The 18,091-nt window shown below is 47.9% G+C and carries 13 protein-coding genes; 6 read left to right on the plus strand and 7 right to left on the minus strand.

Annotated elements, in window-relative coordinates; genetic code table 11:
- The first annotated feature begins 181 nt into the window (after positions 1-181).
- The gene (gene rpsA / locus BQ8014_RS03520; RefSeq protein WP_080903154.1) at positions 182-1,978 is read left to right on the plus strand and encodes a 30S ribosomal protein S1; all 1,797 of its coding nucleotides are present in this window, start codon (positions 182-184) and stop codon (positions 1,976-1,978) included.
- Between the two features lie 58 nt (positions 1,979-2,036).
- Here rpsA and BQ8014_RS03525 read toward each other — a convergent pair whose 3' ends face one another.
- A complete protein-coding gene (locus tag BQ8014_RS03525; RefSeq protein ID WP_080903155.1) occupies positions 2,037-2,384 on the minus strand; it encodes a hypothetical protein in 348 nt (115 codons plus the stop codon).
- A gap of 3 nt (positions 2,385-2,387) precedes the next feature.
- Complete coding sequence (locus BQ8014_RS03530; RefSeq protein WP_080905791.1) at positions 2,388-2,942, minus strand: RNA polymerase sigma factor; 555 nt, start codon at positions 2,940-2,942, stop codon at positions 2,388-2,390.
- Between the two features lie 174 nt (positions 2,943-3,116).
- Between BQ8014_RS03530 and argS the strand changes: the two genes are divergently transcribed.
- Complete coding sequence (argS, locus tag BQ8014_RS03535; RefSeq protein WP_080903156.1) at positions 3,117-4,910, plus strand: arginine--tRNA ligase; 1,794 nt, start codon at positions 3,117-3,119, stop codon at positions 4,908-4,910.
- 12 nt (positions 4,911-4,922) lie between these two features.
- Here the strand turns inward: argS and topA are convergent, their stop codons facing one another.
- On the minus strand, positions 4,923-7,271 hold the full coding sequence (topA, locus tag BQ8014_RS03540) for a type I DNA topoisomerase (protein ID WP_080903157.1): 2,349 nt from the start codon (positions 7,269-7,271) through the stop codon (positions 4,923-4,925).
- Between the two features lie 171 nt (positions 7,272-7,442).
- Here topA and BQ8014_RS03545 point away from each other — a divergent pair, with 171 nt between their 5' ends.
- Positions 7,443-7,706 carry a tetratricopeptide repeat protein gene (locus tag BQ8014_RS03545; RefSeq protein ID WP_080903158.1) on the plus strand — a complete coding sequence of 88 codons (264 nt, stop codon included), beginning with the start codon at positions 7,443-7,445 and terminating at the stop codon, positions 7,704-7,706.
- A 208-nt stretch (positions 7,707-7,914) separates the two neighbouring features.
- Here BQ8014_RS03545 and BQ8014_RS03550 read toward each other — a convergent pair whose 3' ends face one another.
- From BQ8014_RS03550 to BQ8014_RS03565, 4 genes are all read right to left on the minus strand, one after another.
- Positions 7,915-9,747 (minus strand): TonB-dependent receptor, encoded by a 1,833-nt coding sequence (locus tag BQ8014_RS03550; RefSeq protein WP_080903159.1) that lies wholly within the window; start codon positions 9,745-9,747, stop codon positions 7,915-7,917.
- Between the two features lie 4 nt (positions 9,748-9,751).
- Entirely contained in the window at positions 9,752-12,751 is a 3,000-nt protein-coding gene (locus tag BQ8014_RS03555; protein ID WP_080903160.1) for a tetratricopeptide repeat protein, read from the minus strand.
- Between the two features lie 88 nt (positions 12,752-12,839).
- Complete coding sequence (locus BQ8014_RS03560; RefSeq protein WP_080905792.1) at positions 12,840-13,376, minus strand: NUDIX domain-containing protein; 537 nt, start codon at positions 13,374-13,376, stop codon at positions 12,840-12,842.
- Between the two features lie 86 nt (positions 13,377-13,462).
- Entirely contained in the window at positions 13,463-14,437 is a 975-nt protein-coding gene (locus BQ8014_RS03565; RefSeq protein ID WP_080903161.1) for an ROK family protein, read from the minus strand.
- Between the two features lie 359 nt (positions 14,438-14,796).
- Here BQ8014_RS03565 and BQ8014_RS03575 point away from each other — a divergent pair, with 359 nt between their 5' ends.
- The 3 genes from BQ8014_RS03575 to BQ8014_RS03585 all read left to right on the plus strand — a co-directional run.
- Complete coding sequence (locus BQ8014_RS03575) at positions 14,797-15,942, plus strand: isochorismate synthase (RefSeq protein ID WP_080903163.1); 1,146 nt, start codon at positions 14,797-14,799, stop codon at positions 15,940-15,942.
- Positions 15,943-17,601: a 2-succinyl-5-enolpyruvyl-6-hydroxy-3-cyclohexene-1-carboxylic-acid synthase gene (gene menD, locus BQ8014_RS03580; RefSeq protein WP_080903164.1), complete on the plus strand. Its 1,659-nt coding sequence runs from the start codon at positions 15,943-15,945 to the stop codon at positions 17,599-17,601.
- Between the two features lies 1 nt (position 17,602).
- On the plus strand, positions 17,603-18,091 hold a 489-nt coding region (locus BQ8014_RS03585; RefSeq protein ID WP_200814338.1), incomplete at its 3' end, for an enoyl-CoA hydratase-related protein.

The raw sequence follows: 18,091 nt of genomic DNA on the forward strand, positions 1-18,091 counted from the left end.
GCGGATGGCTTTTGATACGCCCTGATAACTCCAAAATATATTTAGCGGACTATCGCTGTAAATCCTCCGGTATTTAGTTGATACTTAAGAAAAAAATATTAACTTTGCCGCACTTTTTGGGAGATAACAACATAAAGTCTAATTTATTAGTTAAAGAAAACAGAGTATTAACAATTTAAGGATGGAAAATTTAAAAAACATTGCTCCCGTCGATAATTTCGATTGGGACGCCTTTGAAAAAGGTGAGTCTTACAGCGATGTAAGCACAGAAGACTTGGTAAAGACTTATGACGAAACCCTGAATACCGTAAAGGATAAGGAAGTCGTTATAGGGACCGTTACTGCTATGAACAAACGGGAGGTAGTAGTAAATATCGGTTTTAAATCAGACGGTGTCGTGCCGATGTCTGAATTCCGTTACAATCCGGACCTGAAAGTTGGCGATCAGGTCGAGGTCTATATTGAAAGCCAGGAAGATAAAAAAGGACAATTAATCCTCTCCCATAAGAAAGCGCGTGCAACCCGTTCTTGGGATCGCGTAAACGAAGCGCTTGAAAAGGACGAAATTGTAAAAGGTTATATCAAATGCCGTACGAAGGGCGGTATGATCGTCGACGTGTTTGGAATCGAAGCATTCCTGCCGGGTTCCCAGATCGACGTCAAACCGATCCGCGATTACGATGTGTTTGTCGGCAAGACGATGGAATTCAAGATCGTGAAGATCAACCAGGAGTTCAAGAATGTCGTCGTTTCGCATAAGGCATTGATTGAAGCCGAATTGGAACAACAGAAGAAAGAAATCATCTCCAAACTGGAAAAAGGACAGGTTTTGGAAGGAACAGTCAAGAACATTACCTCTTACGGTGTCTTCATCGATTTGGGAGGTGTAGACGGTTTGATCCATATCACGGATCTTTCATGGGGACGTGTTTCACATCCGGACGAAATCGTTCATTTGGATGAAAAGGTGAATGTCGTTATCCTTGATTTTGACGATGAGAAGAAACGGATCGCCCTTGGCTTGAAACAATTGACTCCCCATCCTTGGGATGCTTTGGATCCGAACCTGAAAGTAGGTGACAAGGTGAAAGGCAAGGTCGTTGTGATGGCTGACTACGGTGCATTTATCGAAATTGCCCCGGGTGTAGAAGGTCTGATCCACGTATCGGAAATGAGTTGGACACAACATTTGCGCAGTGCACAGGACTTTATGAAGGTAGGCGATGAGGTGGAAGCCGTTATCCTTACCCTGGACCGTGACGAACGCAAAATGTCATTAGGTATCAAACAATTGAAACCGGATCCATGGGAAAATATCGAAGAGAGATTCCCTGTCGGTTCCAAGCATACGGCAAAAGTCCGCAACTTCACCAACTTCGGAGTCTTTGTTGAAATCGAAGAAGGCGTAGACGGTTTGATCCATATCTCCGACCTTTCCTGGACAAAGAAAATCAAACATCCGAGCGAATTTACCCAGATCGGTGCCGATATCGATGTACAGGTTCTGGAAATCGACAAGGAAAACCGTCGTTTGAGCTTAGGACACAAACAACTGGAAGAAAATCCCTGGGATGTATTCGAAACTATCTTTACCGTCGGATCGATTCACGAAGGAACGATCATCGAAATGATGGATAAGGGTGCTGTCATCTCTTTGCCCTATGGCGTAGAAGGCTTTGCTACTCCGAAACATTTGGTGAAAGAAGACGGATCACAAGCCCAAGTGGACGAAAAGTTGCAATTCAAAGTGATTGAATTCAACAAGGAAGCAAAACGGATCATTCTTTCCCATAGCCGTATCCACGAAGATGAGCAAAAGGAGGCCAAAGAGGCTGAAAAGAGAACTTCTAAACGGACAGTCAAGAAAGAAGAAACTTCCACCTCGGCTCTGACCACCGGCTCTGCCGAAAAGACGACCTTGGGTGATATCGAAGAGCTTGCCGCATTGAAAGAAAAATTAGACGGTAACAACAATTAATTAGTCTTTTATACTGAATCAGAAAGGCTGCCCCTTCACCGGAGCAGCCTTTTTTGTTTTATTTCTGCTGTTTTCGCTGATAATGCCTTCGAAGAAGATAATCCATACCCAATAAAACCAGGGTCAGTCCTCCGATGTAGATATAAAACGGGAGTAAGTCCGGGCGGGGCAGGGAGATTTCGACTCGGGGAATTTTTAGGTAGATAAAGCCGAGGGTTGCCAGCGTCAGCATGAAAACAGAGGCCAGGATGACTGCAATTAATCCCCAACGTTCCTTCCGTTTTTGCATACGCAGGGCTTCCCGCCGGATTTTCTCCATCATCACCTCCCGGAAGTCCGGCGGAAGGGGAGCTGCGGGTATTTGTTTGAATAACCGTTCCAGTGGATCTTGTTCTTTTCTTTTCATCCCTTATTCCTCCATCGCTTTCATCAATGCATATAATTTTTTACGGATCCGGTACATCTTCGTTTTCACATTCGATGCTGATAATCCGGTGATAGAAACAATCTCTTCGACTGATTTCTCTTTCATATAAAACAGGGTAATCAAGCCCCGCTCATCCGGCGGAAGTTGCTCCAATGCCTTGTTTAAATAGTCTAACTGTTCTTTTTCATCTACCTGCCCGAAAAAAGAGTCGGTTGATTCTTCCGGCACATTTTCCATTGCGGAATCATCGATTGCCAGCCACTCCGTTTTCTTTTTTCTCGTTGCCGAGACGGCTGTGTTGTATGTAATCTTATAAAGCCAGGTAGAGAAACTGCTTTCTCCTTTGAACGAAGAAAGCGAGCGGAACGCTTTCATGAATACATCTTGCGACAATTCTTCTGCATCCTCCCGGTTTTCCACTATCCTATAGACCAGTGAATACACTTGGCGGCTGTATTTATCGAGCAGACAGGCAAAACAGTCTGTCTCTCCCGCTTGTATCCTTTGTATGTAGTAACTGTCGGTATACAAATTCATCGCAATATATGGACGCAAGTCCATGTGATAAGTTACAGTTTCTAAACAAACATACGAATTTGAAGAGGAATAATCTTTTGCGGCGCTATCTTCTTTTCGAGGAATTAGATTATTTCTATGAAAACCCCTACCTTTGCCGGGAATTTTATTGAAAGGATTTAGAGCGAATCAGATATGGCAATCGAGCAACAACTTGCACAGGCAATAAAGAAGGCTATCGGGACTCTGTACGGGACCGAAGTGGCAGACGAACAAATATCATTACAGAAAACAAAGAAAGATTTTAAAGGGCACCTTACCTTGGTGGTCTTTCCCTTGCTGCGCATCTCCAGGAAATCCCCGGAACAGACGGCACAGGAAATCGGCGAATACCTGCAACGGGAAGAGCCTGCGGTAGAGGCCTTCAATGTGATTAAAGGCTTTCTTAATTTTACGATTGCCGGTAGTTGCTGGATCGAATTACTGAATGGGATCAATGCCCAACCGGATTATGGAAGGGTAGAGGTGACGGAACAATCTCCCTTGGTGATGGTCGAATATTCATCTCCCAACACCAATAAGCCGCTTCATTTAGGCCATATCCGGAATAATCTGTTGGGATACAGTTTGTCGGAAATCCTGAAAGCGAGCGGGAAAAAGGTAGTCAAAACGAATATAGTCAATGACCGGGGCATTCATATCTGCAAATCCATGCTGGCGTGGAAGAAGTGGGGCAATGGTGCGACGCCTGCCTCTACGGGTAAAAAGGGTGATCATCTAGTCGGTGATTTCTATGTCCTCTTCGACCGGTATTACAAAAAGGAACTGAAAGAATTGGAAGAAAAGGGTCTGACCAAGGAAGCTGCCGAAGCGCAATCCGTCCTGATGCAGGAAGCGCGGGAGATGCTTCGCCGTTGGGAAGCCGGAGACGAGGAGGTTGTTTCTTTATGGAAGGAGATGAACAGCTGGGTTTACGCTGGGTTCGATGAAACCTATAAGCGTCTGGGTGTGAATTTCGATCGCATTTATTATGAATCCCAGACTTATCTGGAGGGAAAGAAGGCCGTCTTGGAAGGCCTGAAGAAAGGCGTATTCTACCGTCGGGAAGACGGTTCCGTCTGGGCTGACTTGACAAAAGAGGGGCTGGACGAAAAATTATTACTCCGCAGTGACGGGACTTCCGTCTATATGACGCAGGATATCGGGACGGCAAAACTTCGTTTCGATGATTATCCGATCGATAAGATGATTTATGTCGTCGGAAACGAACAGAATTACCATTTCCAGGTGCTCTCCATTCTTCTGGATAAATTGGGCTTTTCATTCGGCAAGGGGCTCGTCCATTTCTCTTACGGGATGGTGGAATTACCGGAAGGAAAGATGAAAAGTCGTGAAGGTACAGTGGTCGATGCGGACGATCTGATGGATGAGATGGTGGCTACTGCACGGGAAATTTCAAGTGAACTGGGCAAGTTGGATGAGATGACGCCGGAAGAAGCCGACCGTACGGTGGAAATGATCGGATTGGGAGCGTTGAAGTACTTTATATTGAAGGTAGACGCCCGCAAGAATATGACATTCAATCCGAAAGAATCCATAGATTTCAACGGAAATACCGCCTCCTTTATCCAATATACCTATGCGCGGATCCGATCCGTCCTCCGTAAGGCAGAAGAGCAAGGTATCCGGGTTCCCGACGCTTTGCCGGCGAATACTCCCGTCTCGGAAAAGGAAGAAGGATTAATACAGCTTATTGCCGACTATGCAACGACAGTCAAGGAGGCGGGCGACGAATACAGCCCGGCCTATATTGCCAACTATATCTATGATTTGGTGAAGGAATTCAACCAATTCTATCATGACTATTCTATCCTTAAGGAAGAAAATGCCGCCGTCAAAGAATTGCGCTTGTCCTTGTCCGCCAACGTGGCCAAGGTCATCAAGTCCGGCATGGCATTGTTGGGCATCGCAGTACCCGAGAGGATGTAATGGAAATGCCTTTTACGATTTCTTTTTCGAGCGGGCCGAGGTTCTTTTCTTGGCCGGTTGGGAGGCTGCTTCCGAAATGATTTTTTTGCAGTCTTCCAAGGTCAACGATTCCGGTTGGGTTCCCTTGGGAATCCGGTAGTTCTTCCCTTCGGAAGCGATGTAGGGGCCATAGCGGCCGTTCAGGATCTCGATGACAGTATCCCCCTCAAATTTTTTGATGAAGCGTTGTTCCTCTTTCTTCCGCTTTTCCTTGATCAGATCGATCGCTTCTTCTGGTGTAATTTCCAACGGGCTAAGCGTTTTCGGTATGGAAATGAACTTTCCGGCGTGACGGATAAACGGACCGAAGCGCCCTACGCCGGCGACCATCTCAGTGTCTTCGAATTCACCCACTACGCGGGGTAGTTTGAATAATTTTAACGTTTCTTCCAATGTAATCGTTTCGATGGATTGGCCTTTCATCAGGGAGGCAAATTGCGGCTTTTTAGCTTCCTTATCCTCCGGATTCGCCTCTCCGAGCTGGGCAATCGGGCCATACCGGCCGATTTTGACAAAAACCGGTTCTCCGCTTATGGGATCCGTTCCCAGTAGGCGTTCGCCTACCCGCCGGTCGGATTTTAAGGCCGTTGTCTCTTCCACAATCGGATGGAATACCTTATAAAACTGATCGATCGCCTTTGTCCAGTCCTTCTTCCCTTCGGCGATGGCATCGAAGTCTTTTTCTACGCTGGCGGTGAAGTTGTAATCCATGACATCCGGGAAATATTCCATTAGGAAGTCATTGACCACCATTCCTATGTCCGTAGGGAATAATTTATTCCTTTCTGCGCCGACCTTCTCCTTTTTTATCGCTTCCTTGATCTTTCCACTCTGAAGGGTCAAGATTTCATAGCTGCGTTCCACTCCTTCCCGGTCTTCCCGTACGACATATTCCCTGTTTTGGATTGTCTGGATTGTCGGTGCATAAGTGGAAGGACGTCCGATGCCTAATTCTTCGAGCTGGCGTACCAGGCTGGCTTCCGTATAACGAGGTGGACGCTGGGTAAAGCGTTCCGTTGCCACCACTTCCTTAAGGCTCAGCTTTTCATTCAGCTTAACCGGTGGAAGCAGGCCGTTTTCCTGTTCATTCTCATTTTCGTCATCCTGGCTTTCCATATAGACATGCAGGAACCCGTCAAAGGTAACGACCTCGCCGACGGCGACAAATCTCTCTTTTGCATCGCCGAAACCGATGGAGATGGTGGTACGTTCCAGTTCGGCATCCGCCATCTGGCAGGCGATCGTACGTTTATAGATGAGGTCGTACAGTTTGACCTCCTGTGCATTCCCTTCTATTTTGGGCTGGCTCATATAAGTCGGCCGAATCGCTTCGTGCGCCTCTTGCGCTCCTTTGCTTTTCGTATGATACTGGCGGAATTTATAATAATTATCCCCGTAACTTTTCAGAATCTCCTCTTTGGTTGTTCCCAGCGCCAGATTACTCAGGTTGAATGAGTCGGTACGCATGTAAGTGATATATCCAGACTCGTATAGATGCTGGGCGACAATCATCGTTTGGGAAACAGAAAATCCCAGTTTACGAGCAGCCTCCTGTTGCAAGGTGGACGTTGTAAATGGGGGAGCCGGTGATTTTCGGATCGGTTTCTTTGTGATGTCATCGATCACAAAAGAGGCATTTTGGCATGATTCCAAAAAAGCCAACGCCTCTTTCTTGTCTTTCAGCCGGCGGTTGAGTTCTGCTTTCAGTAAGGTGGAACCATCCGGCAGGAGGAACTGTGCTATTACCCGGAAAGAAGGTTCGGAGACGAAGGCGTTGATTTCGCGTTCGCGTTCGACAATCAACCGGACTGCAACCGACTGTACGCGGCCGGCCGAGAGCGCCGGCTTAACCTTGCGCCATAGTATGGGAGAGAGCTCGAAGCCTACGATCCGGTCCAATACGCGGCGCGCCTGTTGAGCATTCACCAAGTTGATATCGATGTCGCGTGGATTCTCCAGTGCATCCAATATAGCCGTTTTGGTAATTTCGTGAAAAACGATCCGTTTGGTAGAGTCAGGCTTCAGTTTCAAAACCTCCGCCAAATGCCAGGCGATCGCTTCCCCCTCACGGTCCTCATCGGAAGCGAGCAAGACTTGTGATGAATCCTTGGCAGCCGTCTTTAATTCAGAAACGACTTTTTTCTTATCCGCCGGCACCTCATATTGGGGGGCATAGTTGTTTTTTAGATCTATACTGAAGTCTTTTGTTTTCAAGTCGCGGATATGTCCGTAACTTGACATCACATGATAGTCTTTGCCTAAAAACTTCTCAATGGTTTTTGCTTTGGCGGGTGATTCTACTATTACCAGGTTCTTTTGCATACGTACTCACTCTTTTTTTGAATCGAGTGCAAACTTACATAAATAATCTAAGGTATAACTTATTTCAAACTTTTTTCGTCAAATTCTTTCGCTTTCTATTCCGGTTTTTTAGCCTGTCCAAGCGCTTTTTTCCCAATTTCTGCCTATCTTTGAATGTAATAAAACGAGAAGATGGAAGAGATAAAACAATTGATTTACGACGGGCGGACCGGCGAAGCGATCAAGCGCCTGGACAGCCTGATCGCCGTTGATCCGAAAGCTGATGAAGCCTATTACCTGCGGGGGAATGCCTACCGGAAAGAAGGAGATTTCCCGCGGGCCCTAAACAACTATCTGATCGCCATGGATCTGAATCCGGACAGCCCGGCCCAGCATGCCCATGACATGCTTCTTCAAATCCTGAATTTTTCCGATCCCAACCGTTTCAACCACTAAAGGCGTCGGTAATAAGAGTGAGGTTTTTCGCAAATCGGTATGCAAGGCCCGGATTATTTCCTTCTGCATCGCACCGTAGGCGATAACCGTTGAACAGGTGGGCGGATATGGCTTTATTGTTAAAGAAACGCTCCCTCATATGGATATCCGCATGAGGGAGTGTTTCTTTCTGAGTACCTTTTGGATACTCCTATTATAGAGATCGTTTTCAGAAATTCACATTGAAACCGACCATGGCGTTCAGGCCCTGGGAGGGGTAACCGTAATTTAGGTCGTATTTCTGGAAAAGAAGGTTGTTTATCTTGGCATAGACGCCGAAGGTGTCGTTGAACTTCCATGTTCCCGTGACGTTCACATCGTGAATATTGTCCAGTTTCTCATTTTGTGGAGTCGTATAGGGAATGCTACCAAATAACTGATTGGGAGCAAGCAACGCATAACGTCCGGTACCGAGGTAGTAATCTAAATTGAATGTCAACGGTTCGATAGGAGTTAGTTGAATTCCTGTCGATAGTTCGAAATCAGGACGTCCGTAGGCTTTTAAATCGGTAAACTCCGTCAGCTCAAGAAAAGCAGAAGACAATGGGTTCGGATTGTAGCTATAGGTCCCTTCTACATTCCATTTGGTATAAGTCCCTTTCAGAGAAAACTCGATCATTTGAGAATAGTTATATTTAAAAGAAGCGCCGACTTTCAGTGCGTTGGCATCCCATTGCTGCACGGAAGCAACATTACCGAAGTTAATCAGCACTGGGATAAAAAAGGCATCGTTGTCCGTTGCTTTATATCCAGCGAACACATCAAACCAGAAGCCGGAACCAACATTACTGCAGAATCCGACCAAGCCGTCAATCCACGTACGGGAAGGGGTTGCTACCGTAAACGGGTCGGCATATCGGTTGATCCGCGACAATTCATAAGGAGTATTTGAGTTAATTTTTCCGTCTGCTTTCAGGTAGAACACCGTTTGATCCGTCGCTTTCACATCCAGAGCAATGTTGGGGGAGAAGAATATCTTATCATTATCTCCGGTGATGAACATGGCGTTGGCACCCAGTTTTAGATTCCAGATATCGCCTTCCAGGCGGTAATAAGGCGATAGCGTTCCTTCCAAATGATTCTCACCTAATTTATAACTGTTATTTAATAAGGGATCCTTCGGATCACTAAAATTGAAGTAGTCGAATTTAGCCAGAATCCCGACTTGCTGATTGCCACCGAAAAGGGCATTCAGTCCCAGGTTCGTCGTGATTTTATTTTCTCCCACACCATCGTATTCGGTTGAATAGCCGTATTTCTGCGAGAAATTGGCATAATCCACGCCGATTAAATACCCTAATGCAGCTCCTTCGTTCGATTGAACGCCCAGATTCACCCCGATGGTCTGATTCACCTGATTTGTTTCACGGTCGTATTGAGGAAGAACATCTTGGGTGAAAAGGAATGTATAGGGGTATCCGAAATAATTAAAGGCGGAATAACCATAGTTCACTCCCAAACTTAAAGTCGCTTGCTCAAATTTATGATTGAAATTAATTCCTCCCAAATTATCATTGATCTTTTGTTTGATCTTTTCATCGCTCTGGATATACTCTACCTTTCCATTAGTGGAACGGTGTGAGAAAAAGATATTAAGTTTGTCAATGTCGCTGCTCAGGATATGATAGCCGAAATCGCCGTTAATATTCAGATAATTCCCCGCTCCTAAATTGAGGTATCCCCGGCGTTTGTTCGATTCGATCCGGGTCATGATGCTTCCGGATGGGAGCAGTTGGAATTCCTTAGGAGGCTCGGCCGGAAGGGTATAAGTGGAATAATCGATTGTCCGTTTGGTGACGACCGGCTCGTGGATGACCGGTAAGGTATTCACTTTGTTCGCATCCTGGACAGTCGGGTTGTACTCCCGTTCCAGCGTCATCTCCCGGCTGACAGATTCGTCTTTACCCTTTTCTTTTCCCCGGTTATCCTGTGCCTGCAGGGAAGAATAACCTCCAAACAATGCAATCAGGCACAACAGTTGTATTTTATGATTCGTTTTCATTTCCTTATTTCTTAAGTTTAGCCAATCTCTCTTCAATCATTCCGGCAATATCATCGCTTCCCTTGTAGTTCTTTTGCAAGCTGGTCAGGTATTGGCGGGCCTGGAAATCGTCCCCTTTGGTGATGTATACATCCGCCAAGAGAATAAACCCTCTGGCCAGCCAGTAGGCGTGAGGCGTTCCGTTTTCGATGAAGTTCATCAGTTCCTTTTCGGCCTTATCCAGTTCCTTACCGTCGAAATACACCTTTGCCAGCAAGTATTTCGACTCCGCCCCTTGGACGGTACGGGTATCTTTCGCCAGTTCCTTCAGGTCGGCCAGCGCTTTGCTTTCTTCTTTTAGGCCTATATATGCCTTTGCCCGGATGTAGCGCGCCTCTGTTTGTACTTCGGGAGAGAGTTTCGTTTCCTTGAGCAACTCATTGGCGGCGGTAAGGGCATCATTCTGCCGCCCTAAGAACTGGGCGCACCGCATGGCTCCCAGTTTGGCCGCTTCCCGGTTTTCCTTGCCTTCGGCAATGGATTGCAAACGTTTGAAACTTTCGAGCGCCGCCTCGTATTCTTTGGTTAGGTATTCGATCTCCGCCTTGCGCGCCAGGGCGTTCTCACGATATTTGGTATTCCCACTTTCCAGTACGCTGGTAAAGTATTTTTTCGCTTCCGCGTATTCCTTATGGGCAAAAGCAACGCTTCCCAGGTAGAAATTGGCATCCGAAACAAAAGCGCCTTTTGGGAAGGATTGAAGGTAGTTGACGAGGCTCTTGCGGGCCGCTTCGGTTTCCCCGCGCGTGAATAATCTTTCCGCAGCCAGATACGTAAGTGAATCCTGCTCGTTCACTTCGAATTGCTCGCTTCCTCCCAACGAATTGACATAGGAGGCATAGGAGCCTACATCGTTCAGGTCGACATAAACCGATTTCATATCCTGTATTGCCGTCTTGGCTTCTTCGCTGTTCGGATAATTTTTAATGACCTCCTTATAGGCTGCGATAGATTTCTGAGGCTGGTTGCTGTTATAATAAAGGAGTCCCAATTCCAATCCGGCCTGACGGGCCAGGGAGCTTTGCGGGAACTGCCGGATCAGCGCATCGAAAGCAGTTGCGGCGGCGTTGTAATTTTCCAGCAATACATAGGATCGCCCTTTTTCAAATAAGGCGTCGTCCACATATTGCGATTCGGGAAATTCACGTACCAGTTGGTCCATCGTGCTGATCTTGCCGCGGTAATCTTTCTGCAATCCCATGAGGAAACCCTTCTGGAATATGGCGTAATCTCCGGATTCCGGCAGGAGATTCGCTGCACGGGAATAATTCTCTTCCGCTGCAGCGAACTGGCGGTTATAGAACAGGCAGTCTCCGATCCGGTTATAGGCATCGGCCAGCGTGGCCGCCTTATTGTCCTTCTCCAAAGGGAGGTATTCGCGGAAAGAGGCAAGCGCCTCGTTGTATTGTTTCTCCTTGAAATAGCAATACCCCAGATTGTAGCGGGCTAGTGCATACATGTCGGTATTCCGTTGGGTAGTGGAGGAAAGGTAAGAGCGGTAATCGCTGGCCGCGCGTTCGAAATTACCGGAACGGTAATACGATTCTCCCCGCCAGAAATAGGCTTCGCTGCGCGCCTTGGCGTCATAGCTGCCCAAGGCAATGGCCTGACCGAAATAGTCGATAGCTTCCTCCATACGTGTGTTGGTGAAGTATTGGGTACCCAATTGGAAGAGGATGTTTTGTTTGGCTTCCAGAATCTTGGTACTCGGACGCCTGATCTTGTTGATCGAGTTCAGGGCGGCAGTATAATTCTTGGTCGTTAGATAGACTTCCACGAGGTAGTCGTTGACTTTGTCGGCATACTTCGAGTTCGGGAAGTCATTCAGGAAATCTTCGAAGATGGTCACCGACTCACCGAATCCGGTGAAGGAAGTTTCGTGGATGGTCAGCGCGTAGTTGTACATCGCCACTTCCTGTACTTGCTTATCGAAAGTCGAGGTGGCAGCCAGTTCGAATGCCATGCGGGCGTTGTTTTTTTCGTTTAGTTTCAGGTAGCTTTGTCCCAGGTAGAGATATGCATTCTGTGTAAGCGCATCGTTTTCGGCAACCGTTTGTTTCAGGGCGTTGACCGCACTGTTATAATTGCCCTTATTAAAATAGCAGACACCTAAGATATAGAGGTCGCCGCGTAACGGCTTTTCGGTTGAAGAAACGTATTTGCTCAGCAGGCGGATCGCTTCTTCCTGGTCTCCGTTCTGATAGTAGGAATGGCCGATGAGGCGATACAGTTCCGTGTTGTTTTTACTGTCCGGATAAGCCGAGAGCAAAGATTCCCCGGAGGAAATGACTTTGTCATATTGATTGCGGATGAAATAAATCTGGGTGATATAATAGAGGGACTGCTCCTTGAATTCAGGATGATCCTTCAGGCGGGAAAACTCCGTGAGCGCCTGGTCGTATCTTCCTTCTGCATAGTCGATGTAGGCAAGATAATAAGTGGAGGCGTCGCGATAAGTCGTCCCGATCTCCCGAATACGGGCGAAGTATCCCCTCGCCTCATCTCTTTCCCCGGTTTGCAGCAAGGCATAGCCCAGACGGAAAGAGTAGGCCTCTTGAGTGCTTAACGATAGCAGGTCGATGTTCGCTTCCTTGAACCAGAAGACAGCCTTTTCATACTCACCCCGGCTGAAATGTGTACAGCCGATCAGGTAATTTACTTCATCCCGGTGGGGGGTATCCGGATAGGTATCCAGAAAATTCTTAAGTAAATCCGGCGTATCCTCCCGCCCTTGTTCAAAAGCGGCATACACCAACATATAATCGGATTCCTGAATCAATTCAAGATCGGTCGATTGTTTTTTATACGCTTCCAACTTATCCGTGCATCCCGGATAGTTTTTCAAGCTGAACAATTCTTTTCCTTCCCGGAACAATCGGTCTTCGGCGTTAAACTGATACGATCGTTGTCCGATTGCGAAATGGCTTCCCAGCACCAGACATAACGGAATTAGTATTCTTTTCATTACTTCATTCTTATTATATTATAGACCAAGCCTATTAGGTTAAACGCAAAGATAAGACTTCGCAGGCAAACAGTCAGCCTCTTTTTGGTTATTTTAATGAATTGGAAACGCTTTCTTTGTATTTTGCAACCGCTTTGCGTACGGATTCGAGTCCGAAAGCTGCCGGAGAAAGTGCTTCGGGGCGCAAGATAAAGAGTTCAGCTGCATCGTCTGCCGCCTTCGCACCAGCAAAATCGGCAACATAACATTCGTAAAACAAGTCCATCGTATGGACATTAAATCCGGAATAAAGGTAAATGTTGGGGAGTGAAAAAAGGTAGCGACAGCGTTCCAAGCGGAGGCCTGTTTCTTCCCGGACTTCCCGGAAGGCGGCTTCTTCGGCTGTTTCGTAACAATCGGTGAAGCCTCCGGGCAGGTCCAGCGTACCTTTGACCGGTTCCTTTCCCCGGCGTACGAGCAGTAATTCCCCCTCTTTATTCCTAATAAAACAGGCTACGGCAGCAGATGGGTTAAAATAATAGACAAAGCCGCAATTCGTACATCGCTTCGATTTTGTATTATTCTCTACAAAGGTTCTGTGTCCGCAGACCGGACAATAGATAAATTGTGAAAGGGGATGAGCCATGATCTTCTTTTTTAATAAAAAAGGGGAGCCCGCAGGCGCCCCTTTCACACGCATAAAGCGCCGTTATAGTTAATTAGTAAATGATGTTATATTTCTACTGCTTCCTTGATTTCCCATCCTAAGGCGCTGGCTCCTAATACGGCGGCATCGCTTTCTTTCAATTGGGAGAAAAGGAGTTTTGTTTTTCCCTGGAAGACTTTCAGCATGTTTTTTTCCATTGCTTCCTTGATCGGCTTCATCAGAAGATCGCCTGATTTGGCCAATCCGCCGAATAGGATAATTGCTTCCGGGCTGGAGAATGCCACGAAATCGGCAAAAGCTTCCCCTAAGATTTTCCCGGTAATATTAAAGATCTCCAAAGAGAGTTGGTCGCCTTTTTGCGCCGCGTCAAATACATCTTTCGAGGTGATTTCATCCGGATTCAACGAACGGAGCAGGCTTTCATCCGTCCGGTTAATCAATAACTCTCGGGCGGTACGGGCTACACCCGTTGCCGAAGCATACGTCTCGAGGCAACCGTAACGGCCACATCCGCAAAGGCGTCCATGTTCGCGGCGCACGATTACGTGGCCAAGTTCTCCGGCAAATCCGTCATGGCCGTAGACCAGGTTTCCCCCGATTACGATTCCGCTGCCGACGCCGGTTCCCAATGTGATCACGATAAAATCCTTCATTCCGCGGGCGACTCCATAAGTCATTTCTCCGATTGCCGCCGCATTGGCATCGTTGGTCAATGCAACCGGAATGCCTACCTTCTCACTGATGAGTTCCGCAAGGGGTATGGTACCTTTCCAGGGTAGATTCGGCGCAAATTCAATGCAACCGCTGAAATAATTCCCATTGGGGGCTCCTACGCCGATACCTTTGATTTTGTCCTTACCGCCGGCTTGAGCAATCACGCCCTGCAATCCTTCTGCAAGCGCAGCAACATAATCATTGATCTCTTCATATTTCCCGGTCTTGATTGAACCGCTGTACAAGATTGTCCCTCTTGCATCTACTACTCCGAAAACCGTATTCGTACCGCCTATATCGATACCCAACACATAAGGCTTTTCCATGTTTTTCTATATTTTTTTAGGTTTAAATGAATTTTATTCTTTGATTCGCAAATATAGGATGTTTAAATAAATTCATCGCAGAATACGTACTAAAAAATAGTAATAAATCCGCGTAGGGCTTACTTTCCGACTTATATTATTGGATTATTGAAGGGTTTGAGTAAGATTTTTTCGGATTTTATTCCGAAAAAAGGTAATATTCCGGGAGTGTAATCTCGAAACAAACTTCCAACCGGTTGCATTTGGCCCGGATATTCTCCTTTGGACCGGCATCTTTTAGAATAAAGAAGGCATTGTATGGGAGTACGGATGAAAATCAATACTTTTGTATAGGCTTTGAAGTAGCCAAGTCGACTTTTATGGACAAAATGGAAATAAACCGGCAATCCGGATATGCAATGCTGGATTGCCTGATCGAGAATAATTTTCCTTTCGCTCTTTACCGTTTGCCAGGCGAAGAGGAACCGAATCTGGTCATGCAGGAGACGGAGGAGACCTGTCTCCGGCTCAATAACCTTACGGAACTGGACGGACGGACGGGCTTTGTGGTAGCTCCGTTTTTAGTAAGGGTACAGACTCCGGTGATCTTGATCCGCCCGGAAATAGTGTTGAGAGGTGAAACAGCTATCTTCGATCATTTACGGAACAAGAAATGGACGATTCCGTCCCGCATCTCCCCGCTAGCAGGAAGAGACGAAACCTTTTCCGGGCTGTTCGCTTCTTATGCAGAGACGTATCGCCGCTTCCAGGTCGGACTTGAAGAGGAACATTTGAAGAAACTCGTCCTCTCGCGCATTGTCACGGAAGGACGGACGGCGGATTTTTCCGCAGGAAGGACATTTGAACGGGCGAAACGCCGTTATCCCGATCATTTCGTATATCTCTGCCATACGCCGGAGACGGGCACGTGGCTGGGCTGTTCGCCGGAATTGCTCTTCTCGGGGAAAAGGCGGCACGGGCATACGGTCGCTTTGGCGGGGACGTTGCTTGCCGACGGAAAATCCCGTTGGGACCGGAAGAATCTGGACGAGCAACAAATCGTTACGGATTATATAAAGGAACAGTTAGAAAAGGCGGGTTACCCTTACCAAGCTTATGGGCCGTTTTCCGTCCGTTCGGGGAATCTGTTGCATCTCAAGACGGAATTTTCCTTTCCTCTTTCCGATGCGGCCTCGGTCGGACAACTGTTGCAGGCCCTGCATCCGACACCGGCCGTCTGCGGATTGCCGAAAGAAGAGGCACAGGCTTTTATCCTTGAAAATGAAAAAATAGACCGCCGTTATTATTCGGGATTCCTGGGGGGGATCAACCTGGGAGACCGGACGGATCTGTATGTTAATTTGCGTTGTGCGGAGATCAATACCCATTCGCTTCGTATTTATGCCGGCGGAGGCATTCTTCCTTCGTCACATCTGCAGTCGGAATGGGAAGAGACCGAAAATAAGTTGCAAACCATTCGTTCCCTTCTCCGTACGGAGGGAGGGTTCGAATCAATAGAGAAATAGATGTACCCGGTAAAGAAAAATGTACAGACGGTGGTAGCGATGCTGAAAGCTTACGGGATCAGGGAAGTCGTCATTTCCCCCGGATCGCGGAATGCCCCTTTGGCGCAATGCTTTTCGCAAGATCCTTTTTTTCATTGCCAAGTGATTGTGGACGAAAGGGCGGCTGCTTTCCATGCACTGGGGATCGCACAATGCCGGAGGAAGCCGGTCGTTGCCTGCTGCACCTCCGGGACAGCGCCGCTGAACTATGCACCGGCAGTAGCCGAAGCTTGTTACCAACAACTACCTTTGGTCATCCTTTCGGCTGACCGGGCTCCGGAGTGGATCGGGCAAATGGACGGACAGACCTTGCCGCAAACAGGCTGTTTCGGCCTGTTAGTGAAGCGCTCGGTGCAGTTGCCGGAAATAAATAACGAATCGGAAACCTGGTGGGCCGAACGTCTATGCAACGAGGCGCTGATCGCCTGTACCCGGGAGGCGCCCGGGCCAGTCCATCTGAACATTCCGATCTCGGAGCCGTTATTCGACTATTCCGCAAGCGAATTACCCGTCGTCAAACGGATCCAAGCCGCGACGGTGGAGAAGCAAGTCGCCATCCAACCTTTTGCTGACCGCTGGAAAGCCGCACGCCGTAGATTGATCGTCATAGGGCAGCTGCCTCCTTCCGCCCTTCCGGTTGCGACATTGGAGGCGCTTATACAACGGAACGATTGTGTTGTTCTGACTGAACATTTATCCAATTGCCTGTCCCCTTTGTTCGTATCCAATTTCGACGCTCTCCTTTACACTTTCCCCGGGGAAGGACGCTTTGCTCCGGATCTGGTGGTTTCCCTTGGGGGGCATATCGTATCGAAGCGGCTTAAACAATGGTTGCGGAAGCTCAGGCCGGAGCATTGGCTGCTAACTCCTTCGGGTGAAGTGGTCGATACTTTCCAATCGCTTACCGACCTTATCGAAATGGATCCGTCCCGCTTTCTGGAGCAACTGACGGAAGCAATACCACGGGAAATCGATAAGCCTTTCCTTCGGGAGTGGAAACAGGCCTCCTTCCAACTTCCCGAGCCTTCGGAAGCGCTGCCTTTCTCCGACTTGACCGTGACAGGCGCTTTCATGAGGCGCTTGCCCAAAGGGGCTAACTTGCATCTGGCAAACAGTTCGCCGGTACGCAATGCACAGTTGTTCGCGTTGGACGCTTCCGTCCGCGTGTACGTCAACCGCGGGACGAACGGGATCGAAAGTCCGCTGCCGACGGCGGTCGGCTTTGCTTCCGTTACGGACGAGCCGGTCTATCTGCTGATTGGCGATTTGAGTTTCTTTTACGGACTGAACGCACTCTGGGACAGCCGGCCGGTCTCCAACTTGCGGATTCTCCTGATCAATAACGGGGGAGGAGGCATTTTCCATATGATACCCGGACTGAACAAATCGGCTTCCCTGGAACACTACGTAGCGGCCGGCCATGCCGCCGGAGCGCAGAAATGGGCGGAAGCGGCCGGAATGATTTACCGCGAGGCGACAAACAATGCCTCTTTGGAGGAGGCTTTCGAAGACTTCTTCTCGGAAAACCTCCCGGCTTCCATCCTTCTGGAAGCACATACGGACATGACTTTAAGCAAACAGATCATACAAACCTATTATCATCAACTAAAAAATAAATAAGATGGCAACACAAAGAGAATGGACGCCCCTGAAGGAATATGAAGATATCCTCTTCGACTTCTACGAAGGGATTGCCCGTATTACAATTAATCGTCCGCGTTATCGCAATGCATTTACGCCGACTACTACGATGGAGATGGCGGACGCCCTCCGGCTCTGCCATGAAAACCAGGATATTTATGTGATCATCCTGACCGGAGCCGGTGATAAGGCCTTCTGCTCCGGCGGAGACCAGCATGTCAAGGGGAAAGGCGGTTATATAGGGAAAGACGGAGTGCCCCGCCTGCAAGTATTGGAAGTGCAGAAACTGATCCGCTCCATGCCGAAACCGGTCATCGCAATGGTCAATGGTTATGCGATCGGCGGCGGTCATGTGCTTCATGTCGTGTGCGACCTTTCCATTGCATCGGAGAATGCGATCTTCGGACAAACCGGTCCCCGGGTAGGTAGCTTTGATGCCGGGTTCGGTTCTTCCTACCTGGCTCGTATC

Source organism: Parabacteroides sp. Marseille-P3160, from assembly GCF_900162725.1.
Classification (GTDB): Bacteria; Bacteroidota; Bacteroidia; order Bacteroidales; family Tannerellaceae; genus Marseille-P3160.

Excerpts from the sequence above, each read along its gene's own strand:
- BQ8014_RS03575 (WP_080903163.1), top strand. The coding sequence starts at position 14,797 with ATGGACAAAATGGAAATAAACCGGCAATCCGGATATGCAATGCTGGAT.
- BQ8014_RS03555 (WP_080903160.1), bottom strand. The coding sequence starts at position 12,751 with ATGAAAAGAATACTAATTCCGTTATGTCTGGTGCTGGGAAGCCATTTC.
- menD (WP_080903164.1), top strand. The coding sequence starts at position 15,943 with ATGTACCCGGTAAAGAAAAATGTACAGACGGTGGTAGCGATGCTGAAA.
- BQ8014_RS03565 (WP_080903161.1), bottom strand. The coding sequence starts at position 14,437 with ATGGAAAAGCCTTATGTGTTGGGTATCGATATAGGCGGTACGAATACG.
- BQ8014_RS03550 (WP_080903159.1), bottom strand. The coding sequence starts at position 9,747 with ATGAAAACGAATCATAAAATACAACTGTTGTGCCTGATTGCATTGTTT.
- topA (WP_080903157.1), bottom strand. The coding sequence starts at position 7,271 with ATGCAAAAGAACCTGGTAATAGTAGAATCACCCGCCAAAGCAAAAACC.
- rpsA (WP_080903154.1), top strand. The coding sequence starts at position 182 with ATGGAAAATTTAAAAAACATTGCTCCCGTCGATAATTTCGATTGGGAC.
- argS (WP_080903156.1), top strand. The coding sequence starts at position 3,117 with ATGGCAATCGAGCAACAACTTGCACAGGCAATAAAGAAGGCTATCGGG.
- BQ8014_RS03560 (WP_080905792.1), bottom strand. The coding sequence starts at position 13,376 with ATGGCTCATCCCCTTTCACAATTTATCTATTGTCCGGTCTGCGGACAC.
- BQ8014_RS03545 (WP_080903158.1), top strand. The coding sequence starts at position 7,443 with ATGGAAGAGATAAAACAATTGATTTACGACGGGCGGACCGGCGAAGCG.
- BQ8014_RS03525 (WP_080903155.1), bottom strand. The coding sequence starts at position 2,384 with ATGAAAAGAAAAGAACAAGATCCACTGGAACGGTTATTCAAACAAATA.
- BQ8014_RS03530 (WP_080905791.1), bottom strand. The coding sequence starts at position 2,942 with ATGAATTTGTATACCGACAGTTACTACATACAAAGGATACAAGCGGGA.